Here is a 25774-nt window from a genome sequence, read left to right as displayed (position 1 = left end):
CCCTAGGCTCGTACCCATGGAGGCTCTGTTCCAGGTCGTGGTCTTCCTCGCGATCGCGACGTTCGGCGCGGCGCTGGCCCGGCGGCTCGGCGTGCTCGCGCCCATCCTGCTGGTGGTCCTCGGTCTCGCCCTGTCCTACCTGCCCGGCTTCCCGCAGGTGCGGCTCGACCCGGACCTGGTCCTGGTCGGCATCCTGCCGCCGCTGCTCTACGTCGCGGCCCTGGAGACGTCGGTGCCGGCGTTCCGGCTGAACCTGCGGCCGATCCTGCTGCTGGCGGTGGGACTGGTGCTGTTCACCGCGTTCGTGGTGGGCACCGTCGTGTACCTGCTCATGCCGGGCCTGCCGTACGCGATCTGCCTGGCGCTCGGCGCGGTGGTGGCGCCGCCCGACGCGGTGGCCGCCACGGCGGTGGCCCGCCGGGTCGGGCTGCCCCGCCGAATCGTGACCATCCTGGAGGGCGAGAGCCTGGTCAACGACGCCACCGCGCTGGTGCTGCTCCGTGTCTCGATCATCGCCGCGACCGTGAGCGGCGGCCGGGTGGAGTTCGGGGAGGTGGCCTGGGAGGTGCTGCGCTCCACCGGCGGCGGCATCCTGGTCGGCCTGCTCGGCGTGGTCGTCTTCGGCTATCTGCACAAGCGAACCGGTGACGCGCTGCTGGACAACGCGCTGTCGCTGATCGTGCCGTTCGCGGTGGTCTTCGCCGCCGAGGAGATCCACGCCTCCGGGGTGGTCGCGGTCGTGGTGACCGGGCTCGGGATCGGCCACAAGATGCCGCTGCTGATGTCGGCGGCCTCGCGGCTGCAGGTCGGCGCGTTCTGGCGGCTGGCCCGGTTCCTGCTGGAGGGGCTGGTCTTCCTGCTGGTCGGCCTCCAACTACGGGAGGTGGTCCGCGACCTCGACGAACCGATCGGCCGGCTGGCCGGCGTCACCCTGGCGGTGCTGCTCGCCGTCTTCCTGTCCCGGTTCGTCTGGCTCTTCCCCGCCACCTACCTGGCCCGGCTGGTGCCCCGGGTGCGACGCCGGGACCCGGCCCCACCGGCGCGGGTGCCGATCGTCCTGGGCTGGGCCGGGATGCGCGGGGTGGTGACGCTCGCCGCCGCGCTGGCCCTGCCGCTGACCCTGGCCGGGGGCCGGCCCTACCAGCGGGAGCTGTTCATCTGGCTGGCCTTCGCGGTGATCGTGGTGACCCTGGTGGTGCAGGGGGCCACCCTGCCGATGGTGGCTCGCCGGCTGAAGCTGCCGCCGGACGACCCGGTGCAGGACGCGCTCTCCGCCGCGGCGGTGCAGCAGCAGGCCAGCAAGGCGGCCCGGGACCGGCTGTACGAGCTGGCGCCCGGCGCGCCGTCGTCGGTGGTGGAGCGGCTGCGCGAGCTGCTGGAGGCACGGACCAACCTGGCCTGGGAGCAGCTGGGCGGCGAGGGCCGGGAAACCCCGTCCCAGGCGTACGGCCGGCTGCGGCAGGAGATGATCGACGCCGAGCGCGAGGTGTACCGGGCCGCGCGTGACTCCGGCCGGATACCGGAGGAGGTGCTGGTGCGGGCGTACCGTGACCTGGACCTGGAGGAGTCTTTGCTGACCCGGGAGGCCGACGAGTGAGCTGCCAGCACCTGACCGAGGCGGGCGACGCCGAGCCGCAGGCCGAGGACGTCTGCCCGGACTGCGTCGCCATCGGCAACGACTACTGGGTGCACCTGCGCGCCTGCCTGACCTGCGGGCACGTCGGCTGCTGCGACTCCTCGCCGCACCAGCACGCGACGAAGCACTTCGAGTCCAGCGGGCACCCGGTGATGCGCTCGATCCAGCCGGGGGAGACCTGGCGCTGGTGCTTCGTCGACGAGGAGATCGGCTGACCGGTCCGGTCCCCGGATCAGGGGCGGCCGGCGGCTCTCCGTCGAGCGCCAGCACCGGGCGCCGGTGCAGGCAGGTCGTTCGCCGCCTGCCCCGCACCGCCGGCGAGAGCCCGCCGGGTCAGGGTCGGGACGAGCAGCCCGACGAGCGCGAAGAGCAGGGCCAGCGCGCACCACCCGGCGACCCCGCCGTCGAGGACCGCCCAGGTCAGCAGCGCCGGTCCGCCGGCCCGGGCGAGGCCGGCGAGCAACCCGTCCACCCCCTGGTACGCCCCGATCGACTCCGGCGCGGCCAGCCCGTAGGCGAGCCCCGCGCCGGCGGTGCTGTGCCACAGGTCGCCGACCGTGTAGACGGCGGTGGCGAGCAGCAGCAGGCCGGTCGCCGGCCCGGCCGGTCTGCCGGTGGTGGCCGCGTACAGCAGCATCGCCACCGCCAGCACCAGGCCGGCCCGGCGCATCGCGGCGGCGGCCGGGACGGCGGTGTCCGCGCCCCGGGCGAGCCGCACGGCCAGCAGCACCGTGAGTGACGTGTTGACCAGCAGCACCGCCGACACCACGGCCGGCGGGGCACCGGTCCGGCTCACCGTCCACAGCGGCACGACCAGGGTGAGCACCGTGGCGTGCAGTGCCAGCACTGCCGACGCTCCGCTGACGGCCAGGAACGGCAGGTCCCGCAGCGCCCGCGCCCGACCCGACGTGGCCGGCCGCGCCGGGGCCGCCGGGGGCGGGTAGCCGGGCAGGCGCATCAGCAGCGCCGCCGACACCAGATAGGTGGTCGCGTTGCCGACCACCAGCACCTGGTACGCCAGGTGCGTGTCGGCCGCCAGGGCGAACCCGGCCAGGCCGGCGCCGAGCGCGATGCCGAGGTTCGCCACCGCGCGCAGGGTGGCGAACGCCTGCACCCGCCCCGCGGGTCCGCCGACGGCGGCGACCAGGGCGGCGCGGACCGCCAGGTTGCCGGCGGTGAGCAGCGCGTCCAGCACCGCCACCATCAGGAACGCGGGGAAGGACGCCACCAGCAGGTACGCCCCGGCGACCGCGGCCTGCAGCAGTTGCAGCAGCGCGCGCAGCGTACGCGGGTCGCGGCGGTCGGCCAGGCCGCCGAGCGGGACGGCAGCGGTCAGCCCCAGCAGCCCGGCGAGGGTGAGCCCCAGCCCGACCGAGGCGGGACTCAGCCCGACGTCCCGGGTCAGGTAGAGGGGCGCGCCGGCCAGCCAGAGCCCCGAGCCGACGGTGTTGGCAAGCGTGGCCAGGGCCAGGGTGCGCAGCCGACCGGGCGGCGGCAGTGGCGACCAGCGCCCGGGAACGGTCATCGGCTCGACCGTAGGGACCGGCCGCCGCCTGCGGGGACCCGCGGCGGGCGACGCCGGTCACACCTTCGCCGCACTCGGGGCCTGGCGGTGTTTGTCCGCCGTGAGAACGCCCGGTTGGCGGGCGCTCAGGCGTGGCCCACCCACCCGTTCTGGACGGCGTACCAGCTCAGTTGCATCCGGGTGCGGACACCGGCCGTGTCCATCAGGTGGCGCAGCCGTCGTTGCAGCGTACGCAGCGACAGGTCGAGCTGCGTCGCGACCGCCTGGTCGGTGAGCCCGGCGAGCAGCAGCGCGATGATCTTACGGTCGAGGTCGGTGGGTTCGTCGGTGGCCAGCTCCGCGAGCTGCGCCGGGCCGGCCCCGACGGTGGACAGCTCCAGCGGATGGGCGCGCTGCCATACCGCGTCGAACAACGCCTCCATCGCGGTCAGCAGTCCGCTGCGGTGCAGCAGCACCGCTCCCGGCTCACCACCGGGCGCCACGGCGAGCGGCACCAACGCCAGGTCGGCGTCGGCGATGGCCAGTTTCATCGGCAACTCGTCGACCACGCGCAGCTCGACGCCGCGGCCCAGCGAGTCGACGGTCTCCTCGACGTGACCGGGCTGCTCCAGCACCGCACGCTCGAGCACGGCGCGGAAGCGGATCCCGCGCTCGACGGCCGCCGTCTCGGCCGTGTTCTCGCCGGGCGGCACGGCGATGAACGGCGCGGTGATGAACAGACGCAGCTGGGTGCGGGCGGCCTGTTGCAGCTGGAGGAAGCGGTGCCGGATGGCGTCGACCCCGGTCACCACCTCGATCAGCTCGCCGATCGTGCGTCCGGCCACCGCCGCCCGGTGCTCCTCGGCGAGGGTGACGAGCGCGTGCTCGGCCATCCGGAGCGAGTCCCGCCGCTCGGTGATCAGCGCGCCGAGCCCGACGGCAGGTGGCGTCGCCCGGTACGCGCCGGTCGGGTCGCGGTTGACCAGACCGACGTCCTCCAGCCGGGCCAGCGCCCTGGCGGCGTCCGGCTCCGCCAGTTCGAGGAGCTCGGCGATCCGCAGCGCCGTGGCGCTGGGTCGGTTGAGCAGGGCGCGGTAGATGGCCTCCTCGGCGGGCTCCAGCCCGAGCGCGGCCAGCATCGGTACCCGTCCCTCTCGCCGTACGCGGTAGCGGGGAGAGTATGCGCCATGGCTGCTGACTTCGGTAGGTCGGCACGAGCCGGTGCCCGGCGGGACGGGCCCTGGGACGTGGTCGCCCCAGGGCCCGCTGAGCTGGCTCATCGCAGGCCGTAGGCCCGGATGATCTCTTGTTCGATGCCGTACCCGCTGTCTGTCGCGGCGCCGGCGCGCACCGAGACGAACCCGTTCGCCTTGGCGGGCGCGCGGAAGGTGCCGTTCCACCAGCCGTCGGCGTTCCTGGTGAGGGTCACCGACCGCCAGGTGGCGCCGTCGTCCGACGAGACGTCCAGCGTGACGCTGGTGATCTTGCCCGGGATGGTGCCGGCGTCCGAGGGTCGCGGCCGCACGGCGATCTGGTGGACGGCGTTCGCCTGGACGTCGCCGCGCAGGTCGGTCGCCAGCCGGTAGTCCAGCTGCAGCACGGAGAACGGCCGGATGAAGTCCGCGTCGACCGTGTCGGAGCGGAACGTCCACTCGGTGTGGGTGCGGGTCGACAGCCGGAACACGTCGCCGGGGCGTTCCGCGTCGAGGACGGCGCGGTAGGGAAGGTCGCCCGCGGGCACCTCCATCCACTGCATGTCCGTGCTGAACGGGTTGTCGTGGATCAGCGTGTCGCCCTGGAAGACCCGCAGATGGGTCGGGGTCTCACCCCACGGCAGGTAGCCGCCCAGGCGTTGGACCTCGCTGGACGAGCTCCACGGCTGCACGTTCCAGGTCATGAAGTTCTGCCAGCGCTCGTTGGTCACCGAGAAGGCGTCGCTGAACGCCGGGCGCACCGCCGGGGCGAACCAGTCCAGCCGGGTGGTGGCGCCGGCCGGGAAGGTGTTGACGCCCGACACCACCTCCCACGGCAGGGCGCCGTGGATGTTCTGGGCGTGCGACTCGGCCCAGACCTGGTCCGGGCTGACCCACTCGGTCCTGGTGCCCGGGTGCCACTCGCGCTCGTGCTCGCCGAGCGTCGGGATCAGCGTCATGTCGTAGCGGTAGCCGGAGCCCTCACCGTCGCGCACGCCGTAGTAGCGGGCGTCGATCCGGGCGAGGTCGTGCTGGCTGGGCCGGTAGACCAGCGGCCGGTCCGGCACCCGCCCCGGGTAGTCCCGGGTCAGGTCGTAGACGAAGTCGCTGTACTCGGACTGGGTGACGGTCAGCTTGCGGCCGAGCCGGGCCAGCGCGATGAGGGCCTTGCCCGCGTCGCGGTGCACGGTGGCGACGGGGATCGGCGACTGGCCGACGTACTCCGTCAGGCCGCCGACACCGTCGTTGACGACGATGAGCGCCTTGGCGCCGGCCGCGACAGCGGCGGCGGTGCGTTCCTCGGGCGTGACCGCGTCGCTGCGTCTGACGACGACGACCTTGCCCTTCGCGTCGACCTTCCGGTAGTCGTCGGCGGCACCCGTGCCCGCATAGGCCGACCCCACGGTGTCGCGGGCGTCCGCCAGCGTGCTGCCCCGCTGCACCAGGGTCTCGAATGCCGGCTGGCCATCCGGTGCGCTGAGCCCGAGCATGGGCTCGCCCTTGCGCCAGCGGGTGGTCAGCGTGAACTGGCCCTGCGTCATCGGCTCGGTGGGCGAGACGTACAGGTCGTCGTAGTTCGGTGGGACCAGGTACGCGTTGCGGAACGTCAGGCCGAAGCCGTCCACCACGCTGAAGTCGACCTTGCGCTGCCGGTCCTCGGTGCGTTGCGGCGCGTCGGTCTGCAGCAGGCGAGCCTCGCTCGCGTTCAGGACGACCTCGGTGTCGCGCTGGAGCACGGTCTCCGGATCGACCAGCACCGCCAGGCCGGACCGGTCCGCCCGCTCGCCGGCCACGTCGAGGTTGGCCGCGACCAGGTACGTGCCGACCGGCATGCGCATGGTCGTCTCGCCGTCGACGTGGATCGCCCACGGCCAGGAGTCGCCGGACTTGCTGATCCCGACCCAGCCGGCGGCGGGCTTGCCGTCCCGCCCGACCAGCTTGATCTTCAGGTCGTAGCGCTCCTCCTCCTTGACCAGGGCCACCGAGGTGCGGGTCACCGCTCGGCCGGTGGCCGCGTCTGTGCCGACCACGTAGCCGGTGAACCGGCCGAAGTCGGCGGCCCGCGGGTCACCGGTCACCGGCACCGTCGCCTTGCCGCCGGCCGGCACCGTCACCGTGGACCCACCGAGGGTGAACTGGCCGCCGGTGCTGGTCAGCGCCAGGTTCAGCGTGACGTCGGTGGCGCCGTGGTTGGTGAGGACGAGGTCCTTGGTGACGGCGACGTCGGTCGGTTCGTGGGGCCAGTCGTAGTTGCCGAAGAACAGTGAGCCGGTGGCGGTCACCGTGGTGCGCGTGGCGGCGGCGACGTCGAGCCGGCCGGTGCCGACCTCGTACGGCGAGTACCACTCCGCCAGGCCCTTCGCGCTGCTCATCAGGTGCTCCTTGACCTGAGCGCCGGTCCACCCCGGGTGTTGCTGGGCCAGGATCGCCGCCGCGCCGGCGACGTGCGGGGTGGCCATGGAGGTGCCGCTGATGGTGCGGTACGGGCCGTCCCCGCCGTCGGTCATCGCCTGCGAGCGCGCTGCGGTGATGTCCACGCCGGGCGCCGAGATGTCCGGCTTCATGCCACCGGACCAGGCCAGCGGGCCGGTGCTGGAGAACCCCGCCAGACCGTCCTGCTTGTCCGTCGCGCCGACGGTCAGGGCCGATGCGGCCGCGGCCGGGGTGGAGATCGTCTCCGGGCCGGCGTTGCCGGCGGCGATGACGAACAGCGTCCCGTACTGCGCGGACAGCGCGTCGACCGTCTGCGACATCGGGTCGCTGCCGTCGGAGGGCATGGTGTCGCCCAGGCTCATGTTGACGACGTCGGCACCGGACTCGGCCGCCCACTGCATGCCGGCGATGATCCACGAGTCCTGGCCGGAGCCTTCCTCGCCGCCGAGCACCTTGCCGACGATCAGGTCGGCGCCGGGGGCGACGCCCTTGAGCTCGCCGCCGGAGGCGGCGCCGCTGCCGACGATCGTGCTGGCCACGTGGGTGCCGTGCCCGTTGACATCGGTGATCGCCTCACCCGGCACGAAACTGGCGGTGCCGTCGATCTGGTCCTTCAGGTCGGGGTGGTCGACGTCGACGCCGGTGTCGAGCACCGCGACCTTGACGCCCTTGCCGTCGTACCCCGCCGACCAGGCCTCGGGCGCGCCGACCAGCGGCACGCTCTCCTTGAGGTTGACCTTGACGCGGCCGTCGAGCCACAGCTTCGCCATGCCGGCGCCCAGCTCCGCCTTGCCGCCGCGCGCCGGGCCGGCCGCCGGCGCGACGGCGGACCAGAAGGTGCGGGCCTGCTTCTTGTCGGCGGCGAGCGCGGCGCCGTGGATGCCCGCCAGTTTGCGGACCACCTTGCTGCCGCGGGGCGCGGTCGGCTGGACCGCCGCGCGGGCCGTCGGCCCGGCGTAGGTCGCGATCAGCGGCACGCCGCCGGCCTTCGCGTCGTCGTAGCCCATCTCCACCAGGTCGGAGACGTTGAACAGCCGGCGGTCCAGCTTGTCGGCGCTCAGCAGCGCCGCCGCCTCGTCGGGGACGACGTACAGGTCGCCCTTGATCTCCTGCATGCGTACGCCGCCGACGGCGTCGTCGGGCCGGTCGACGTCGGCGATCTGCCGGCCGTCGGCCAGCGTGGTGATCGTGACGACGTCGCCGGTGACCAGCGTGACCTTGTGGGTCGCGGAAGGCTTGGGGGGAACGGTGGGCCTGGACGGCGCGGCCTGCCCGGGCGCTTGCGCGACGACGGCGCTGGCAGCCAGTACCGGGACCATGGCGGCCGCCGCGACCAGCTGCCAGCGACCGCGGCGCCGGCGAGATGGCTTTGAGGGTGAGGACATGTCACGGGTTTAGCGGTACGCCGGCGACCGCGTGAAGGGCTGGTGACGACGGTCTTCTGCCATGGCGCGGATCCGCCAACCAGGATCGCGCGATACCCGGAGCTTTCGCCCACCTCGACCGCCCGCCCGCCGTGCCACGGCCAGCATATGACGAATCCGGTATTCCACAGACACCCATCGATACATCTAGCATCAATGGACATCTATCGATGGGAGGTCGGATGTTCCGACGACACAATCTTCCGCGTACGGCGGGCGCCCTGCTCGCGATGGTGCTGGCGGCGCTCGGCCTGGTGGCGGTCGAGACGACGGCGGCCTCGGCGGCCGTCCGGACCGTCTACTACGACGCCAGCCGGGCCGGCGAGTTCCGCACCAACTTCGACCAGGCCGCCACGATCTGGAACAGCTCGGTGAGCACCGTGCGGCTCGCGCCGCGCACCCCCGGCAACGTCACCATCTACGTCGACGACGGCTGGCCCCGGGCGCAGCCGACCGGGCTCGGCTCCGGTCGGGTGTGGATGGGCCGGCAGGCGGTGAACCAGGGGTACGACCGGACCCGGATCGCCAGCCACGAGATCGGCCACATCCTCGGCCTGCCCGACCGGCGTACCGGGCTCTGCTCCGACCTGATGTCCGGCAGCAGCGCGCCGGTGTCCTGCAGGAACGCCTACCCGAGCGCCGCCGAGGCGTCCCGGGTGAACTCGCTGTTCGGCGGCACGCTCACCGCGCCCACCACCGGGGTCAGCTACACCTGGAACGGCGCCGAGGACCCCGGGCCGTTCGTGGTCGGTGGCCGCCCGGCCAGCGAGAACTACCCGTGGATGGTCTACGTCTCCGGCTGCACCGGGACGCTGATCAAGGCGAACTGGGCGGTCACCGCCCGGCACTGCTCGACCCCGTCGTCGGTGCGGGTGGGCAGCGTCAACCGCACCACCGGCGGAACCGTGGTCCGGGTGACCAGGGCGGTGAGCCACCCGTCCGTGGACGTCAAGCTGCTGCAACTGGCCAGCTCGGTCAGCTACGCCCCGGCGCCGATCCCGGGCACCTCCGGCGCCGTCGGCACGGCCACCCGGATCATCGGCTGGGGGCAGACCTGCCCGCAGCGGGGCTGCGGCTCCGCACCCGCGGTCGCCAACGAGCTCGACACCTCCATCGTCGCCGACAGCCGCTGCATCGGCATCAACGCGACGTACGAGATCTGCACCAACAACACGAACGGCAACTCCGGCGCCTGCTACGGCGACTCCGGCGGCCCGCAGGTGCGGCGGATCAACGGGGTGTGGAACCTGATCGGCGCCACCAGCCGGGCCGGCAACAACAACCCCACCTGCGCCACCGGCCCGTCCATCTACGTCGACCTGCCGTCGATCCGCTCCTGGATCAACACCCAGGTGGGCGGCCTGCCCGCCTGAGCGCGACCCGTACACCCGGGGCGTCCGTTCCTTCCGCAGCGGGCGCGGACGCCCCACCGGGCCGCCCCGACCGCCGCCGTTTCCGGAAGCGGTCGCGGCGGTCCGGTTCGTCGGCCTGACCGCCGCCGGCCGGGCGCGGGCCGGGCGGCGTGACCGCTGCCGCCCCGAGCCGGGCGGTCCGGGTCGGGGCGGCCCGAAATTCGGTGGGCCGCACGCGCCGCGGCTGGTTGGGTCTGGGCCGTGGAGCGGATCAGAACGGCCCGGACGGACGAACTCGCCGACCTGCAACGGATCGAGGTCGCCTCCGGCGCGCCGTTCCGGGAGATCGGCATGGTCGACATCGCCGACGCGCCGCCGCTCGACCTGGACGTGCTCGGCGAGGGCCAGCGGGCCGGCCGGGTCTGGGTGGCCCTCGGGCCGGACGACCAGCCGATCGCCTTGGCCGTGGCGCACCTGGTCGACGGCTGCGCCTACGTCCAGCAGCTCAGCGTCCACCCCAGCCACGCCCGCCGGGGCGTCGGCCGGCGGCTGCTCGACCACGTTGCCGGCTGGGCGGGGCAGCGGGGCCTGCCGGCGCTGACGCTGACCACCTTCCGCAGCGTGCCGTGGAACGCGCCGTACTACGCCCGGTGCGGGTTCGTGGAGCTGTCAGCGGCGCAGGTCGGCCCCGGCCTGGCGGAGGTGCTGGCGGCCGAGGCGGCGCTGGGCCTCGACATGACCGACCGGGTCGCAATGCGCAGGGCGACGGGCTAGCGGGCGGTCGCCGCCCGCCGGCTCCAGTGGCGGCAGTTTCACGGAAAGAGTGGCCTCCCGGCTCCGGGAGGCCACTCTTTCCGTGAACGTGCGCGGATCCTGACCGGCGCGTGGGGTGCCGGAATGAGGGGTCAGGACAGGGTGCAGGCGGCGCCGTTGAGGGTGATCAGGTTGGGGGTGGGGTTGGCGAGGGTGCCGGCCTTGCCGAGCAGGCCGAAGGTGACGCTGCCGCCGGGCGGGATCTTCCCGTTGTACGACAGGTTCCGGGCCGTCACGGTGGCGCCGGACTGGCTGACCTGCGCCGTCCACGCCTGCTCGATTTTCTGGTCACCGGTGAAGGCGTACCGGACGGTCCAGCCGTTCACCGCGCTCGTGCCGGTGTTGCGGATCGTCACCTGGGTGTTGAAGCCGTCCGGCCAGGCGCCGTGCACCTGGTACGTGGCGGCGCAGCTCTGCGCCGGTACCGCCCCGGCGTCGCCCTGGTCGGCGAGGAACGAGGCGAGCCAGGCCAGCGCCGAGTTCCAGTTGATCGCCACCTCGTTGGTCGCGTACGAGTTGATGTCATCGACGTAGCAGAACATCGGCTTGCAGCCGGCGAGCAGTTGGGCGGCGTACGGGTCCTGGAGGGCGGCGTTCGGGCCGCCGGCCAGCGAACCGGCCGGCGGGTTCGGCAGGTCGGGGTTGAGCTGGTGGCCGAAGATGCGGCTGTGCTGGTTGCGCGCGTGCTGCTCGCCCCAGCCGGTCACGTACGACATGTTGAGCGCGTTGCGGCCGAGCAGGTAGTCCGTCGCCTGCACCGCCCCGTCCCGGTAGGTCGCGTTCCGGGTCAGGTCGAAGGCGGTGGCCAGCACGATCGCGTTGTTGACGACGTTGCTGTTGCTGCCCCACACGTAGTTGCCGGCGTCAGCGGGCAGCGGCAGGCCGTACGCCTGGGCGCGCAGCGCCGCCAGGTACCGGTCGGCGGCCTCGGTCACCGAGGCGCGGATCCGGGCCTTCTCGGCGGCCGGCAGGCCGTTCGGCACGGTGGCCAGGTCGAGGCGGCCGAGGGCGGCCACGCTCTGCCAGCCGAAGGCCCCGCCGGCGGCGAAGACGTCGCCGGTGTGGTGCGGCGAGGCGGTCAGGTCGTCCAGGTAGCTCTTCTTCCCGGTGGTCAGGTACAGCTCGACCGCCGCCCAGTAGAACTCGTCGGTGACGGTGGTGTCGTCGTACGCCCCGCCGCCGGTGCCGTCGGCCGCGCTGGCGTAGATCGCCGGGTGTGCTTTCGCGGCCGCGTACGCGGTCCTCGCGGCGGTGCCGCAGCGGGCGGCGAAGGCCGCGTCGTAGGGGGCGAAGAGGCGGGCGCACTGGGCGGCGACGGCGGCCAGGTTGAGGGTGGCCGCGGTGGACGGCGGGTGCAACTCGCGCGGCTGCGGGTCCTCGTGTGGGGCCAGCGGCAACCCGGTCCAGTTCCGGTCGTGGATCTTGTGGTGGGCCATCCCGGCGAGCGGCCGGCCGGCCGGCACCTGCATGCGCAGCAGGAACTCGAGCTCCCAGCGGGCCTCGTCGAGCACGTCGGGAACCGCGTTGCCGCGCTCGGGCACCCGCAGGGTCGCGTCGCCCAGCGCCGCGCCGCCGTCGGCGGTCTCCGCCGTCTTGGTCCGCTCGAAGGTGTTCAGCAGCTGGTAGGTGGCGATGCCGCCGTTGACCACGTACTTGCCGTGGTCGCCGGCGTCGTACCAGCCGCCGCGCACGTCGAGGGAGTAGTCGCAGACGCCGGGCTGGCAGGGCACCTCGGTGTCGCCCTGGTTGGGCGCGACGCCGACGTGGCCGGCCGGGCGGGCGTACTCGGCGCCGATCAGGTCGCCGTCGATCGGGGTGCCGCTGCGCTGGGCGTAGAAGAACTGGAGGGAGTCGGCACGCAGCCGGTCGTAAAGGCCGCCGGAGATGTCGAACGGGTGGCTGGTCTCGCCGTCGGCGACCAGCGTGTAGCCGGTGCCCGGCGTGCGGTACGCGGAGAAGTCGACGGTCTGCACGTGCTGCCCGGAGGCGGCGTCCACCCCGCGCGGGGTGCTCTCGCCGCTGGCCACCACCGCGCCGGCCGCGGATCGCAGCTCCCAGCGCAGCGGGTCGGTCGCCTCGGTCACCACCGTGGCGTTCTTCGGCCCGCCCGGCAGGTAGCCGACCTGGTTGACCCGCACCCGGGGGCCGGTGTCCGGCTGGTAGGGCGGGGCCGCCTCGCCGCCGCGCAGCGAGACGTTGTCGAGGCAGATCCGCTGCTCGGCGGCGGACCCGCCGACCTGGAAGATCAGCTGCGCGGCGGGGTTGTCGTCGGGCACGGTGAAGGTCTGCTCGACCCGGGTGCTCTCGGGGCCGGCGGTGGCGCCCACGGCCGCGTACGTGGTGTAGGGAGCGCTGCCGAGCTGGAGGACGGCCTTGATCGCGGTGCCGGGGGTGGCGGAGACGTCGAAGCCGAGCCGGTACTCCGCGCCGGCGTTGAGCCGTACCCCGTCCTGGCCGATGCCGGCGTCCCAGGGGTTGGCCGACCCGCCGGGGACGGTGGTGCAGAGCCGGCCGTCGGCCGCGTCCAGCGCGCCCGTGCCGTAGGAGAACCAGGGGGAGACACCGGCGCTGAAGTCGCCGTTGCTGAGCTGTTCGGGGGCGTCCGGCGGGACCTCGGCGCGGGCCACGCCGGTGCCGGCGCCGGTGAGGGCCAGGGCGGTCGCCGCCAGCAACGCGAGGTGTTGGCGTCGGATTGGGATCACGGGGGATTCCTTCCGGGCGGGGGAGCGGTGGGGGTCGGGAGGGAGCGGTACCTGGGAGCGCTCCCACCACCGCCCCGATGTTTCCAGCGCATCTCGTCGATGTCAATTGATCGGGCTGGATGACCTTCCGGCCGAGGTGGACGACCCCCGGGAACGTGAAGGACAGTGAGATTCGCCGCGCCACGACCCGTCGTCCTGATCTCCTAGAGACAACAGCGGCCTTCGCCTGGCAGGCTGCCTCCCATGACCCTGAAGCTTCGTTCCGTCGGGACGAGCGACCGTGGGCTGATCCGAAGCGGAAACCAGGACGCCCTGCACGCCGGTGCCTGGCTCGTCGCCGTCGCCGACGGCATGGGCGGGATGGCGGCCGGCGACCTGGCCAGCCGGATCGCCATCGACGCGATCGCGCCCCTGGACGTGGAGACCCCCGAGGACGCTCTGGTGGCGGCGCTGCAGAGCGGCATCGAGCTGGCCACCACGCGGATCCGCCAGGCGGTCGCCGAGGATTCGGAACGGCAGGGCATGGGCACCACACTGACCGCCCTGCTCTTCTCCCGGACCGGCAGCTGCCTCGCCCTGGCCCACATCGGCGACTCCCGGGCCTACCTGTTCCGCGAGGGCACGCTCAAGCAGATCACCCGGGACGACACCTTCGTGCAGATGCTCGTCGACCAGGGCGTGATCAGCCCCGAGGAGGCCGCCAGCCACCCCCGGCGGGCGGTGGTCACCCAGGCGCTCCAGGGCGAGGACGTCTCCCCGACGTACGCGACCATGGTCCCCTGGGCGGGGGACCGCTGGCTGCTGTGCAGCGACGGCCTCTCCAACGTGGTCCGCCCGGACACCCTCGCCGAGGTGCTGGCCGAGACCGCCGACCGGGAGCTGTGCGCCCGCCGTCTGATCGACCTCGCGCTGCGGGCCGGCGGCCCGGACAACGTCACCGTGCTGATCGCCGACATCGTCGAGGAGTGAGCCGGAGCCGGTTCAGCGGCGCCGGGGTGTGGCGTGCCGGGTGGGCGTGGCGCTGCCCGGGTCCTCCGGCCACGGGTGGCGCGGGTAGCGGCCGCGCAGCTCGGCGCGGACCTGCGGGTATCCGGTACGCCAGAACGACGCCAGGTCGGCGGTGACCGCCACGGGCCGGCCGGCCGGGGAGAGCAGGTGCAGCAGCACCGGCACCCGGCCGTCGGCGATCCGGGGCGCGGCCGGCCAGCCGAACGTCTCCTGGAGCTTCACCGCCAGCACCGGCGCCGCCGGGTCCGCGTAGTCGACCCGGATCTTCGAGCCGCTGGGGACCTCGATCCGCTCCGGCGCCAGCTCGTCCAGCCGGGCCGCCTGCCGCCACGGCAGCAGCCGGCGCAGCGCGGCGGCCACGTCGATCCGGGCCAGGTCGGCCCGCCGTCGCGCGGCGGCCAGCTCCGGGCCGAGCCAGTCGTCGACGGCCGCGAGCAGCGCGTCGTCGCCGACCTCGGGCCACTGCTCGCCGAGCGCCCGCCGGCAGAACGCCATCCGCTCCCGCAGCGCGCGGGCCGCCGGCGTCCAGGTCAACACCGACAGCCCTTCCTGGCGCAGCCCGTCGCGCAGCGCCGCCGCCAGCAACGTCTGCTCCGGCCGGGCCAGCGGGCGGGCCAGCAGCTCGATCGCACCGAGCCGGACCACCTCCCGGGCCACCACGTCACCGTCGACCCAGCCGACCTCCCGCGCCTCGCGCAGCAGCGGTCCGCCCGCCTCCCGGGCGGTGGCCTCGTCCAACCCCGCCGCCAGCCGCACCCGGGCGGTCGGCGCCCCGGGTGACCGGTCGGCCACCGCGACGGCCAGCCAGTCGACGCCCGCCAGCCCCGACCCGGGCGCCAGCTCCGCCGCGGTCCCACCCGCCATCAGGTACGACCTCCCGCCGGCCCGGCGGACCCGGGCCAGCCGTTCCGGGTACGCCAGCCCCACCAGCAGCCCGGCGGCCAGGTCGTCGGGCAGGTGGTCCCGGCCCCCGGCACCGGCAGCGGTGGGCAGGGCGGCGCGCAGCCGGCGTACCTCGGCCCGCCAGCGGGCGGTGGCCCCCGGATCGGCGTTGCCGCGCAGCCGCCGCCAGCCGGCGACCAGGTCGTCGTCCCGGCCGGTCAGGCCCTCCTCGGCCAGCAGCGCGACCAGCTCCGCCGCCCGGTCGGCGCCGACCCGCGGCGCACCGTCGAGCAGGGCCCGGCCCAGCCGGGGATGGGCGCCGGCGGCCGCGATCGCCCGGCCCCGCCCGGTGATCCGGCCGTCCGCGTCGACGGCACCGAGGCTGGCCAGCGTCTCCCGGGCCACCGTCAGCGCCGCCGGCGGCGGCGGGTCGGGCAGGGCCAGCGCCGTGCCGTCCGGGCTGCCCCAGGCCGCCAGTTCCAGGGCGAAGCCGGTCAGGTCGGCGGTGGCGATCTCCGGCTCCGGCTGCGCCGCCAGCCGCTCGTGGGTGGCCGCGGACCAGCAGCGGTAGACGTGGCCGGGTGCCTCCCGCCCGGCCCGGCCGGCGCGTTGCGTGGCGGCGGCCCGGGAGACCGGGACGGTGACCAGGGCGCCCAGGCCGCGGGACAGGTCGGTGCGGGCCACCCGGCTCAGCCCCGCGTCCACCACCACCCGGACGCCGGGCACGGTGAGGCTGCTCTCGGCCACCGAGGTGGCCAGCACCACCCGGCGGCGGTCGGCCGGCCGCAGCGCCGCGTCCTGCGCGGCGCCGGGCAGCCGCCCGTGCAGCGGCAGGACGGCCACCCGGTCGGTCAGGTCCGCCAGCCGCCGGGCGACGCCGGCGATCTCGCCGGCCCCGGGCAGGAAGACCAGCAGGTCCCCCTCGCGCTCGTGCAGCGCCCGCCGGATGGTGGCCGCCACGTGGTCGAGCAGGGCCGGGTCCACCCGACCGGCGCCGGGTGGGGTCACCGGCCGGGGTGGGGGCGCCCAGATTCGGGTGACCGGGTGCAGCGCCGCCTCGGCCCGGACCACCGGGACCGGCCGGTCCGTGCCGAGCAGCGCGGCGAACCGGTCCGCCTCCGGCGTCGCCGACATCGCCAGCAGCCACAGGTCGGGGCGCAGGGCGGCCCGGGAGTCCACCGCGAAGGCCAGCGCCAGGTCCGCGTCGAGCTGCCGCTCGTGGACCTCGTCGAGCAGCACCGCGCCGACCCCGGGCAGCTCCGGGTCGTGGTGCAGCCGGCGGACCAGCAGGCCGGTGGTGACCACCTCGATCCGGGTGCCGGGGCCGACCCGGCGCTCCCCGCGCACCGCGTACCCCACCCGTCCGCCGACCCGTTCACCGAGCAGGTCGGCCATCCGGCGGGCCGCCGCGCGGGCGGCCACCCGACGCGGCTGGGCCACCACCACCCGGCCCTCGACCCGGTCGGCCACCGCGAGGGGCGCGAGCGTGGTCTTGCCGGTGCCAGGCGGCGCCACCAGCACCGCGCCGCCGGCCTCGGCCAGCGCCGCGACCAGCGCCGGCAGGACCGGACTGACCGGCAGTCTCAGGGGTACGTCGGAGAGCACGGTGCCCACTGTGGCACCCGGCGGTCAGCCGGGGCGCACCGCGTCGACGCCGGTGACGAAGGCGACCCAGGTCGCGGACGAGAAGACCAGCACCGGCCCGCCCCGGTCCTTGCTGTCGCGGACGGCGACCCGACCGTCGACGGTGGCGACCTCCACGCAGTTTCCGTTGCCACTGCTGCGCGTGCTGGTGCGCCATTCCGCCCGGGTCAGGTCGAGCGCGGTCATCCCCGTACCTCTCGTCTTCTGCGGGCGTGCCGCGATGCGGTCACGCAAAGTTACGAGAAGCGGCCTCCAGGCGGGCCACGGAGTCCGCCGGATCCAGTGCCATCCGGCACAGCTCCTCGTGCACAAGGCTATACCCGCGCACGTGACCGGCATCCTCCAGAGCCAGCCCCATCGTGAGATTGTCCAGGTAAACCACGGAGGCGTCGGCGGCGTCGGCGAACTGCAGGATGACGTACGGGGTGCTCATCGCCGGATGCGCCCCGGCCGTGAATGGAAGTACGTAAATAGCCACGTTCGGTGATTGTGCGATCCGAGCCATGTGGGTCAGCTGCTCGGCCATCACCGCCGCACCGCCGACCGGGCGCAGCAGCACCGCCTCGTTGAGCACCACGGAGAGCTGGACCGGGGACTCCCGGCGCAGCACCTCCTGTCGGCGCAGCCGGGCGGCGACCTTGCGCTCCAGCCCCTCCTCGCCCGCGGTGCGCCGGTAGATCTCCCGCGCGTACGCCTCGGTCTGGAGCAGACCGGGCACCGACTCCGCCTCGTACGTGCGCAGCGTCGCCGCCTCGGCCTCCAGTCCGACGTAGAACTCGAACCATTCCGGCAGGACGTCGCTGTAGTTCTGCCACCAGCCGCGCTGCTGCGCCCCGCGGGCGATCTCGATCAGCGCCTCCGCGTCCGCGCCGGTGACCGCGTACAGCGCCAGGGCGGCCCGTACGTCGCGCGGCTTGATGCCGATCTGGGCGTTCTCGATCCGGGACAGGTTGCTCTTGGACATGTCGAGCTGGCGGGCGGCGACGTCGAGCGTCATGCCGGCGCGCTCGCGCAGTTGACGAAGTTCGCGGGCGATCCGGCGGCGGCGGACGGTGGGGCTGGCGGTCACCCTCTGAGTCTGGCACGGCAAGATCCGCAGGTCGCGCAAGTACGGAGTGCAACCATCGAATCCGGGAGTTGCAATGGCCGGAGGGTGCGGGCATCCTGTCACCCGGCGTCGATCACTTGTGGACAACCCGCGTTGGAGGCTCGTTTGCTCATCGCCGACGAGTTCTTCCTCATCGCCCACAACGACAGCCGGGGCAAGGCGAAACTGCACCCGGCCGCGACCGGGCTGGGGCTCGCCGGCGCCCTCCTCGGCGAGCTGATCCTGTTCGGACAGATCACCGTCTCCGGCGGGCTCGTCACGGTGCTGGACCGGCGTCCACCGCCGGACGCCCTGGCGCACACCGTGCTGGACCAGTTGAACGGCGAGTCGCAGCACCAGTCCCTGCGTACCTGGCTGAGCTTCCTGGCCCAGACGGCGACCACGTCGGTGGGGGAGCGGCTGGCCCGCGCCGGGGTGCTGCGCCGGCAGGAGAGCCGGCGGTTGCTGCGCACCAGCGTCAGCTACGTCCCGATCGACCTCAACGTGGTGGCCTGGCCGGCCACCCGGCTGCGCGCCCTGCTGGAACGGCCGGATCCCCCTGGAGTGCCGGACGCCGTCCTGCTCGGCCTGGTCTGCGCCGCCGGGCTGAGCCGGGAGGTGCTCTGGAGCGCCGGACCCCGGGCGCACCACCGGCTCGGTGTGCTCATCCCCGCCCTGCCCGCCCCCCTGCGGGAACTCGTCGCGCACACCGAAGCCGCGGTCGGCGCGGCCGTGCTGCGCGGCATCCCCTGATCTGCGCCACCACCATCCCCCTCATCCCCCCTCGAACCGGAGTCGCCCCCATGTCTCCCACGTCGACGCCGAAACGCCCCAGCAACGTCTCCGACGCCCTGGCCCGTGGCCGGTTGGGCGTCCCCTCGGTCATCTTCTTCGTCCTCTCCGCCGCCGCGCCGTTCACGGTGGTCGCCGGGGTGGTCACCACCGGGTACGCGGTCACCGGCGTGACCGGCATCCCGCTGGCCTTCCTGGCGGTCGCCGCGGTGCTCGTGCTCTTCTCCGTCGGCTACGTGGCGATGGCCCGCCGCGTCGCCAACGCCGGTGCGTTCTACGCGTACATCTCCCGCGGGCTGGGCCGGCCGGCCGGCGTCGGCGCGGCCTGGGTGGCGCTGATCGCGTACAACGCCCTGCAGGTCGGGCTCTACGGCACCATCGGCATCGCCGCCGAGCCGGTGCTCGACCGGCTCTTCGGCGGCCACCCGCAGTGGTGGGTGGTGGCCCTGGTCGCCTGGGGCCTGGTCGCCGTGCTGGGCCTGCTGCGGGTCGACATCAACGGGCTGGTGCTGGCCGTGCTGCTGGTCACCGAGATCGCGGTGATCGTCGGCTACGACCTCGCCCAGCTCACCCACCCGGCCGGCGGGGAGGTCAGCGTCGCCGCGCTGTCGCCGGAGAACCTCTTCGTGCCGGGCGCCGGGGCGGTGCTCGTGCTCGCCATCACCGGCTTCGTCGGCTTCGAGTCCTCGGTGGTGTTCAGCGAGGAGAGCAAGGACCCGCGCCGGACGGTGCCGATGGCCACCTACCTCTCGATCGCGATCATCGCGGCGCTCTACGCCCTGTCGTCCTGGACGATGACGGTCGCCACCGGGCCGGACCGGATCGCCGAGCGGGCCGGCGAGGACAGCGTCCTGCTCATCTTCAACCTGGCCGGCGAGCACCTCGGCGACACCGCGGTGCTGATCGGCCAGGCGCTCTTCGTGACCTCGGTGCTGGCCGCGATGATCTCGTTCCACAACACCACCGCCCGGTACGCCTTCGCGCTCGGCCGGGAGCGGGTGCTGCCCGCCGCGTTCGGGCAGACCTCGCCGCGCACCGGGTCGCCCCGGGTGGCGTCGCTCGCGCAGAGCGTCCTCGGTCTGCTGGTGATCGTGCTCTACGCGGTGAACGGCTGGGATCCGGTGCTGAAGCTGTTCTACTGGGCCGGCACCGGCGGCGGCTTCGGCGTGCTGCTGCTGATCGCGGCGACCTCGGTCGCGGTGATCTCGTTCTTCGCCCGGCAGGGGGTACGGGAGACCCTGTGGCGGCGGGCGATCGCCCCGGGCCTGGCGGCGGTCGCGTTGGCCGTGATCATCGTGCTGGCGCTGGACAACTTCGCCAATCTGCTCGGCGTCGCGCCGGACTCCCCGCTGCGCTGGGCGATCCCCGCGGTCTACCCGGTCGCCGCGCTGCTCGGCGTGCTCTGGGGCCTGTTCCTGCGGCGTAGCCGGCCCGACGTGTACGCGCGGATCGGCCTGGGCGCGGAGAGCGCAGCGGTGGCCGTGCTGCCGGAGCCGGGCCGGCCGACGCCGGCCGGGGCGGGGGTGCGGCGGTGACCGGGCTGACCGTCGAGCGGCTCGGGCCGGCGGAGACCCGGGCGGTCGCCGAGCGGATCGCCGGCGCGTTCCACGACCTGGCGGCGACGCGGTGGCTGGTGCCGGACGCCGCGAAGCGGGAGGCCGTGCTGGCGGACAACTTCGAGATCCTGGTCGACCACGCGATGCGGCACGGCCTGGTCCACGCCACCGTCGACCGGTCCGGCGTCGCGGTCTGGTTCCCGCAGTCCGGCGACCCGGCGCCGCCACCGGCTGACTACGACGAGCGGCTGGCCGCGGCCTGCGGCGAGTGGACCGAGCGGTTCCAGCACCTCGACACGTTGTTCGAGGCGCACCACCCGCACGACGACCACCACCACCTGGCATTCCTGGCGGTGGCCCCGCAGCGGCAGGGGCGGGGCGTCGGCACCGCCCTGCTGCGGCACCACCACGCGGCGCTGGACGCGGCGGGCGTGCCGGCGTACCTGGAGGCGAGCAGCGAGCGCAGCCGCGACCTGTACGCCCGGCACGGCTACCGGGGTGGCGAGCCGTTCCGGCTGCCCGACGGCTCCCCGTTCTACCCGATGTGGCGGGAGCCGGGCGCCCGCTGAGCACTGGCCCCGAAGGCCGGCACCCGCGACCGCCGGTGCCGGCCTTCGCGGTGCCCGACGGCCGGCGCCGGGCGACGGCCAGCGCCGGCCGTCGGCACGCGGCGCCGTTTGCGGCGTGTCGCGGTATCCGCCGCCCCCGACACCGCGACACGCCGCAAAGCGTGCGGCGCGGGACGTCCTCCGGATGCGCGCCCGCATGTCGGCCGCCCCGGACGCCGCGACACGCCGCAGACCGTGCGGCGCGGGGCGCCTCGCCGGATGCGCGCGGCCCGCGGTGTGGGGTATGGGCACGGAAAGGCCCGGTCGGCGAACCGCCGACCGGGCCCGAAGCACGCGACGGTGACCGGGTCCGCCGACCCGGCCGCCGTCAGCGCACCCTAGTAGGTTCCGTCGAGCTGACCCCGCAGCTTGGTCAGCGCCCGGGCCAGCAGCCGCGAGACGTGCATCTGCGAGACGCCGATCTGCTCGGCGATCTGCGACTGGGTCAGGTTGCCGTAGAAGCGCAGGGTGAGGATCTTCTGCTCACGCTCGTCGAGCGTGGCGAGCGCCGGGCCGAGGGCCACCCGCAGCTCGGCCAGCTCGAACTCGCTGTCCTCGCCGCCGAGCATGTCGCCCAGCTCGGTCGCCCGGTCGCCGTCGCCGGTCGGGGTGGACAGCGAGACCGCGTTGTACGCGCGGGCGCCCTCCAGGCCTTCCAGGACCTCTTCCTCGGTGAGCTTGAGGTGGGCGGCGATGTCGGCGACCGTCGGCGACCGGCCGAGGGTCTGCAGCAGCGAGCTGTTGGCGTCGGAGATGGCCAGCCGCAGCTCCTGGAGGCGGCGGGGCACCCGGATGTCCCATGTGCGGTCGCGGAAGTGCCGCTTGAGCTCACCGATGATGGTCGGGATGGCGTAGCCGGCGAAGTCCACGCCGCGGGAGGGGTCGAACTTGTCGATCGCCTTGATCAGGCCGACGGCGGCGGTCTGCGCCAGGTCGTCGGTGGGCTCGCCACGACCGCTGTAGCGGTGGGCGAGGTGGTTGGCGAGCGGCAGCCAGGCCTCGATCGCCCGGTCCCGCATCGCGGCGCGGGACGGATGGTTGGCGGGCAGCGCGGCCATCGCGTTGAGCAGGTCGGCGGCGCTGTCGGTGAGCGCGCGCGGGTCCAGCTTCTCGGTGCTCGGCGCGGCGGTGGCCGGCTGCTCGGTGGTCGCTGGCGCGGTCATGGGTGGTCCTCCCTGCACCTCGTCCGCGGACAAAAAGACGTGACGCTTTGGTTTAGCTTCAGATGGTCCGTTCGGGACTCACCTTAGCCTGATCGGCTTGACGAAATCTAGCCGAAAGGACGATGTACTTAAGTAATTTTGAGCCATCAAAGGTGTGTACCGGGCATAAACTCGCGGGTTTGTGATCACGGTTACCGGGTCGCTCGACCGATGGCGGTGTCCGACGGACACCCGTTCGTCCGGTCCGGTTGGCCCCGCCTGCTCGACCGGACGGTCAATCGCGGAACCGACATGGCGGACGAGTGTCGGCTTTCCGTCCTTGTCCCATTGACAGGACCGCACGTAGCGTCGCCCTACACCCATCGGTACGGAGGCGTCGTGCTGGACCCCGCGGATCCGCAACTCGTCGTCGACAGTCGCACGCTGCACTTCAGCTGGCTGCCGGCGGATCCGGACGCCGTCGCCGCGCTCGTGCCGCCCGGGCTGCGGCCGCGCCGGGACCGGCAGGTCTTCATGAACCAGTACGTGGTGGAGGACGCCGCCCAGACCTCCGGCTTCGGCGCCTACTCACTGACCTACCTCGGGGTGGCCCTGGACGGGGTGAACGCGCCCGGCGGCGTGAGGCCGGGCGGCTGGTGGACGCACTACGTCACCTCGAGCCCGCTGGTGCGGGAGTACGCGGCCGCCCGCGGCGCTCCCGCGGTGCTCGGCCGGACCACCATCGAGGTGCGGGGCGAGGCGCTGGTCGCCGAGACCGTGGCCGACGGGTCGCCGCTGATCCGCGCCCGGGCGCGGATCGGCGAGACCGGGCACGTGGTCCACGCCGGGCACAACCGCTACTTCACCCGCTGCGCCGGGCAGCTGGTCAGCTCCGTCTACCCGTTCATCTCCGAGACGGTCGACCCCTTCGAGATCGAATCGGTGGAGTTCCTGGAGCCCGGGCACCCGGTCTACGCGCTGCGCCCGGAGAACCCGCTGCTGATCACCTGGGGCTTCTACGCCCCGCGCACCGCGTTCGCGTACCCGGGTGGGCTGACCCCGTACCTCGGGCAGCAGGCGCGGGCGGAGGCGCGTGGCGACGCCTCACCAGGTGCCGGCGCGCCGGGCCCGCAGCGGTCTGCCGTCCGGGTCGTAGACCAGCCGGTACGCCGGTAGCGCCCAGAGCCGGGTCAGCCGGGGCAGCCGTTCCGGCCGGTGCGGGCGCAGCCGGCCCGGGGGCCGGGGGCCCTGCCGGCCGCCGTCGTACCATCGCTCGAGGGCGTCGGCCGCCGAGGTGATCGCCTTCACCGCCGCTTCCGGGTCCAGCAGGTCGGCGTCCTCGCCGCCGTCCGGGTCGCGGTCGAGGTGCTCGCGCCACAGCCGCAGCCGCAGCTCCCGGGCGAAGACCCGGGCGCCGTCGCCCGCGCCGGTCGGATCGGTGGGCGCGCGCTCGTCGCGGGTGTCGTCGAGCACCGCGCAGGACAGCTCGCTGTCGTGCGTCCAGGACCGGCGGTTGAAGTTGTCGCTGCCCACGCTCGCCCAGACGTCGTCGACCACGCAGACCTTCGCGTGCACGTAGACCGGCTCGCCCTCGCGGTTCTCCAGGTCGAACACGTGCACCCGGTCCGGGGCGGCCTTGTCGCAGAGCGACAGCGCCTGCTCGCGGCCGACCATGTTCGGTGGCAGGGCCAGCCGGCCGTCCACGTCCGGATAGCGGGGCACCACCGCCACCAGGTGCAGGTCGGGATTGTCGCGCAGCGCGTCGGCGAACAGCTCGGCCACCTCGGTGGACCACAGGTACTGGTCCTCGAGGTAGATCAGCCGGCGGGCCCGGCGTACCGCCTTGGTGTAGCCGCGGGCCACGGTGCGCTCGCCGTCCGGGGCGAAGGAGTAGCGGGGGCGGACCGCCGGGTAGGTGCGCAGCACCTGGATCCGGTGCGGGCCGCAGGGCGGCGGGTCGGCCGGCTGCTCGGGCAGCGGATCGGGGCTGAGGTCGGCGCCGCGCAGCCGGTCGCGCAGGTAGGCCAGCGGGTTCTCCGAGTCCAGCGGCATCGGGTCCGTCCAGCGCTCCCGGAACGTGGTGTCCAGCGCGCCGACCACCGGGCCGCGGACGGCGAGCTGCACGTCGTGCCAGGGCGGGTGCGGGCCGTACCGGGGGGACATCCGCACGGCCTGCGGGTCGCCCCGGTGCGCCGCGTCGTCGCGCCGGCTGTGGCACAGGTCGATGCCGCCGGCGAAGGCGACGTCGCGCTCCGGGGCGTCGGGGTGTCGCAGCACCACCAGCTTCTGGTGGTGCGAGCCGCCCCGCCGGACCCGCTGGTCGAGCAGCACCTCGCCGCCGGCCGCGCAGATCGCCTCGCTGAGGCTGCGGTTCTCCGTCTCGCTGTAGGAGAGGGCGTCGAGGTGGGAGCGCCAGATCAGCCCCTTGACCACGACGCCCCGCTGGGCGGCCCGGGCGAAGAGCTGGACCACCGTGGGGCCCTCCGGGCGCATCCGCTGGTCCGGGTCGCCACGCCAGTCGGTGAAGAACAGGTGGTCACCGGCGCGCAGCGCCTCCACCTCGTCGACCAGCCGGTCGAAGTACGCCGCACCGTGAATCAACGGCTCGGCGAGGTTTCCCGCCGTCCAGACGGGTAACACCGAGACCGGGTTGGCGCGTTCGTCAGCGGTCAGGAACCAATCCTGCGTCGCCACGTTCCAGCCCCCCGAGGTCGTCGACAACGTCCTCACGGTAGGTGTCCTGCCGCCGGTACGCACGCCGGGCCTGCTCCGCGTGCCCTGGTGGTGGCACCTGTCGGACCCGAGACGCGCATACCGAGGAGGCCACAGCATGCCCGCCGAGACGACGAACCCCGTGACCGAGTACCGCCCTCAGGCGGTGGAGAGTGAACGGGGTGCGCTGTTGGCGGTGTTGCTCATGGTGATCCTCGGGGTCGCCGGAATCTTCGCCGTCTCCTGAGACCGACGCGGGGCGCCCCGGTGGACCGGGGCGCCCCGGCGTGCGATCAGGGACGCCTGCCCTGGCCGCCGGTGTGCGGCAGGCGCTTGGCGGGGACGACCCCGAGCCGGCCGGCCTGGAAGTCCTCGAAGGCCCGGACCAGTTCGGCGCGGGTGTTCATGACGAACGGCCCGTAGTGCGCCACCGGCTCCCGGATGGGCCGGCCACCCATGATGAAGAGGTCCAGCGCCGGGGTGTGGGCGTCCTGCCGGGCGTCGGCGGTGACCCGCAGCGCGTCGCCCGGGCCGTGCACGGCCAGCTGGCCGGTGCGCACCGGCCGCCGGTCGGTGCCGACGGTGCCGCGGCCGCCCAGCACGTAGACCAGCGCGTTGAAGTTCGGCCGCCAGGGCAGGCTCAGCTCGGCGCCGGGCTGGAGCGTCACGTGCGCGATGGTGATCGGGGTGTGGGTCGAGCCCGGACCCCGGTGCCCGGCCACCTCGCCGGCGATCACCCGGATCAGCGCCCCGCCGTCCGGCGTGGTGAGCAGCGCCGCCTCCCGGCCACGGATGTCCTGGTAGCGCGGCGGCTTCATCTTCGCCACCTTGGGCAGGTTGACCCAGAGCTGGAGGCCGTGGAAGAGGCCACCGCTCATCACCAGGTGCTCCGGCGGCGCCTCGATGTGCAGCAGGCCACGGCCGGCGGTCATCCACTGGGTGTCGCCGTTGGTGATGGTGCCGCCACCACCCTGCGAGTCCTGGTGGTCCATGATCCCGTCGATCATGTAGGTCACGGTCTCGAAGCCGCGGTGCGGGTGCCACGAGGTGCCCTTCGGCTCGCCCGGCGCGTAGTCCACCTCACCCATCTGGTCCAGGTGGATGAACGGGTCCAGCTCGGTCATCGGCACCCCGGCGAAGGCCCGGCGCACCGGGAAGCCTTCGCCCTCGTAGCCGCGCGGGGCGGTGATCAGGCGGCGCACCGGACGGAAGCTGGTGCTCTCGTCGAGCCGGGGCAGGCGGGGCAGGACGAGGACGTCGTCGACGGTGATGGCGGGCATCGCGAA

The 25774-nt window shown here is 73.9% G+C and carries 20 protein-coding genes; 10 read left to right on the top strand and 10 right to left on the bottom strand.

The genetic code is table 11. The features are described 5' to 3' along the window. Positions 1-16: 16 nt before the first annotated feature. Both ACTMS9_RS16100 and ACTMS9_RS16095 read left to right on the top strand, forming a co-directional pair. Positions 17-1597: a Na+/H+ antiporter gene (locus ACTMS9_RS16100; protein ID WP_441148029.1), complete on the top strand. Its 1581-nt coding sequence runs from the start codon at positions 17-19 to the stop codon at positions 1595-1597. Further along, positions 1594-1851 carry a UBP-type zinc finger domain-containing protein gene (locus ACTMS9_RS16095; RefSeq protein WP_441148030.1) on the top strand — a complete coding sequence of 86 codons (258 nt, stop codon included), beginning with the start codon at positions 1594-1596 and terminating at the stop codon, positions 1849-1851. Before ACTMS9_RS16100 ends, ACTMS9_RS16095 begins: the two co-directional genes overlap by 4 nt. A gap of 17 nt (positions 1852-1868) precedes the next feature. Here the strand turns inward: ACTMS9_RS16095 and ACTMS9_RS16090 are convergent, their stop codons facing one another. From ACTMS9_RS16090 to ACTMS9_RS16080, 3 genes are all read right to left on the bottom strand, one after another. Next, entirely contained in the window at positions 1869-3161 is a 1293-nt protein-coding gene (locus ACTMS9_RS16090) for an MFS transporter (RefSeq protein WP_441165336.1), read from the bottom strand. A gap of 125 nt (positions 3162-3286) precedes the next feature. Then, positions 3287-4279 (bottom strand): helix-turn-helix domain-containing protein, encoded by a 993-nt coding sequence (locus ACTMS9_RS16085; RefSeq protein WP_441148032.1) that lies wholly within the window; start codon positions 4277-4279, stop codon positions 3287-3289. Positions 4280-4416: 137 nt separating this feature from the next. Then, on the bottom strand, positions 4417-8151 hold the full coding sequence (locus ACTMS9_RS16080; protein ID WP_441148033.1) for a S8 family peptidase: 3735 nt from the start codon (positions 8149-8151) through the stop codon (positions 4417-4419). Between the two features lie 209 nt (positions 8152-8360). Here ACTMS9_RS16080 and ACTMS9_RS16075 point away from each other — a divergent pair, with 209 nt between their 5' ends. Both ACTMS9_RS16075 and ACTMS9_RS16070 read left to right on the top strand, forming a co-directional pair. After that, a complete protein-coding gene (locus tag ACTMS9_RS16075; RefSeq protein ID WP_441165335.1) occupies positions 8361-9563 on the top strand; it encodes a snapalysin family zinc-dependent metalloprotease in 1203 nt (400 codons plus the stop codon). A 240-nt stretch (positions 9564-9803) separates the two neighbouring features. Further along, positions 9804-10316: a GNAT family N-acetyltransferase gene (locus ACTMS9_RS16070; RefSeq protein ID WP_441165334.1), complete on the top strand. Its 513-nt coding sequence runs from the start codon at positions 9804-9806 to the stop codon at positions 10314-10316. Positions 10317-10447: 131 nt separating this feature from the next. Here the strand turns inward: ACTMS9_RS16070 and ACTMS9_RS16065 are convergent, their stop codons facing one another. After that, complete coding sequence (locus tag ACTMS9_RS16065; RefSeq protein ID WP_441165333.1) at positions 10448-13057, bottom strand: glycoside hydrolase family 9 protein; 2610 nt, start codon at positions 13055-13057, stop codon at positions 10448-10450. Between the two features lie 243 nt (positions 13058-13300). Between ACTMS9_RS16065 and ACTMS9_RS16060 the strand changes: the two genes are divergently transcribed. Then, on the top strand, positions 13301-14026 hold the full coding sequence (locus ACTMS9_RS16060) for a PP2C family protein-serine/threonine phosphatase (protein WP_441148036.1): 726 nt from the start codon (positions 13301-13303) through the stop codon (positions 14024-14026). Between the two features lie 12 nt (positions 14027-14038). Here ACTMS9_RS16060 and hrpB read toward each other — a convergent pair whose 3' ends face one another. Genes hrpB through ACTMS9_RS16045 form a run of 3 tightly spaced genes read right to left on the bottom strand, consistent with a single transcriptional unit; the run spans position 14039 to position 17660 of the window. Then, positions 14039-16552, bottom strand: a complete 2514-nt coding sequence (gene hrpB, locus ACTMS9_RS16055) for an ATP-dependent helicase HrpB (protein WP_441165473.1) — start codon at positions 16550-16552, stop codon at positions 14039-14041. Between the two features lie 24 nt (positions 16553-16576). Further along, on the bottom strand, positions 16577-16777 hold the full coding sequence (locus tag ACTMS9_RS16050; protein ID WP_441165332.1) for a DUF397 domain-containing protein: 201 nt from the start codon (positions 16775-16777) through the stop codon (positions 16577-16579). A 40-nt stretch (positions 16778-16817) separates the two neighbouring features. After that, positions 16818-17660 carry a helix-turn-helix domain-containing protein gene (locus ACTMS9_RS16045; RefSeq protein ID WP_441165331.1) on the bottom strand — a complete coding sequence of 281 codons (843 nt, stop codon included), beginning with the start codon at positions 17658-17660 and terminating at the stop codon, positions 16818-16820. 144 nt (positions 17661-17804) lie between these two features. On the opposite strand from ACTMS9_RS16045, the gene ACTMS9_RS16040 reads away from it, so the two are divergent. The 3 genes from ACTMS9_RS16040 to ACTMS9_RS16030 are packed head-to-tail and all read left to right on the top strand — an operon-like array spanning position 17805 to position 20595. Further along, the gene (locus tag ACTMS9_RS16040; protein ID WP_441148132.1) at positions 17805-18431 is read left to right on the top strand and encodes a GOLPH3/VPS74 family protein; all 627 of its coding nucleotides are present in this window, start codon (positions 17805-17807) and stop codon (positions 18429-18431) included. A 50-nt stretch (positions 18432-18481) separates the two neighbouring features. Next, positions 18482-20005: an APC family permease gene (locus tag ACTMS9_RS16035; RefSeq protein WP_441165330.1), complete on the top strand. Its 1524-nt coding sequence runs from the start codon at positions 18482-18484 to the stop codon at positions 20003-20005. Further along, positions 20002-20595 carry a GNAT family N-acetyltransferase gene (locus ACTMS9_RS16030; protein WP_441165329.1) on the top strand — a complete coding sequence of 198 codons (594 nt, stop codon included), beginning with the start codon at positions 20002-20004 and terminating at the stop codon, positions 20593-20595. The genes ACTMS9_RS16035 and ACTMS9_RS16030 overlap by 4 nt, the downstream gene beginning before the upstream one ends. Before the next feature lie 377 nt (positions 20596-20972). Here ACTMS9_RS16030 and ACTMS9_RS16025 read toward each other — a convergent pair whose 3' ends face one another. Continuing rightward, entirely contained in the window at positions 20973-21797 is an 825-nt protein-coding gene (locus tag ACTMS9_RS16025; protein ID WP_441148040.1) for a SigB/SigF/SigG family RNA polymerase sigma factor, read from the bottom strand. A gap of 378 nt (positions 21798-22175) precedes the next feature. Between ACTMS9_RS16025 and ACTMS9_RS16020 the strand changes: the two genes are divergently transcribed. Beyond that, positions 22176-22952, top strand: a complete 777-nt coding sequence (locus ACTMS9_RS16020; protein WP_441165328.1) for a hypothetical protein — start codon at positions 22176-22178, stop codon at positions 22950-22952. Here ACTMS9_RS16020 and ACTMS9_RS16015 read toward each other — a convergent pair. Then, on the bottom strand, positions 22881-24470 hold the full coding sequence (locus tag ACTMS9_RS16015) for a phospholipase D family protein (protein WP_441165472.1): 1590 nt from the start codon (positions 24468-24470) through the stop codon (positions 22881-22883). The genes ACTMS9_RS16020 and ACTMS9_RS16015 overlap by 72 nt on opposite strands. Before the next feature lie 136 nt (positions 24471-24606). Here ACTMS9_RS16015 and ACTMS9_RS16010 point away from each other — a divergent pair, with 136 nt between their 5' ends. Beyond that, on the top strand, positions 24607-24735 hold the full coding sequence (locus tag ACTMS9_RS16010; RefSeq protein ID WP_257028442.1) for a hypothetical protein: 129 nt from the start codon (positions 24607-24609) through the stop codon (positions 24733-24735). Between the two features lie 46 nt (positions 24736-24781). Here ACTMS9_RS16010 and ACTMS9_RS16005 read toward each other — a convergent pair whose 3' ends face one another. Further along, positions 24782-25768 carry a pirin family protein gene (locus tag ACTMS9_RS16005; RefSeq protein ID WP_441148042.1) on the bottom strand — a complete coding sequence of 329 codons (987 nt, stop codon included), beginning with the start codon at positions 25766-25768 and terminating at the stop codon, positions 24782-24784. Positions 25769-25774 lie beyond the last annotated feature (6 nt).

The organism is Micromonospora sp. L31 (assembly GCF_052068075.1).
In the GTDB taxonomy this organism is placed as follows: domain Bacteria; phylum Actinomycetota; class Actinomycetes; order Mycobacteriales; family Micromonosporaceae; genus Micromonospora; species Micromonospora purpureochromogenes.
The sequence above is the reverse complement of the archived record's forward strand: the minus strand, read 5'-3'. Positions and strand labels throughout refer to the sequence as shown.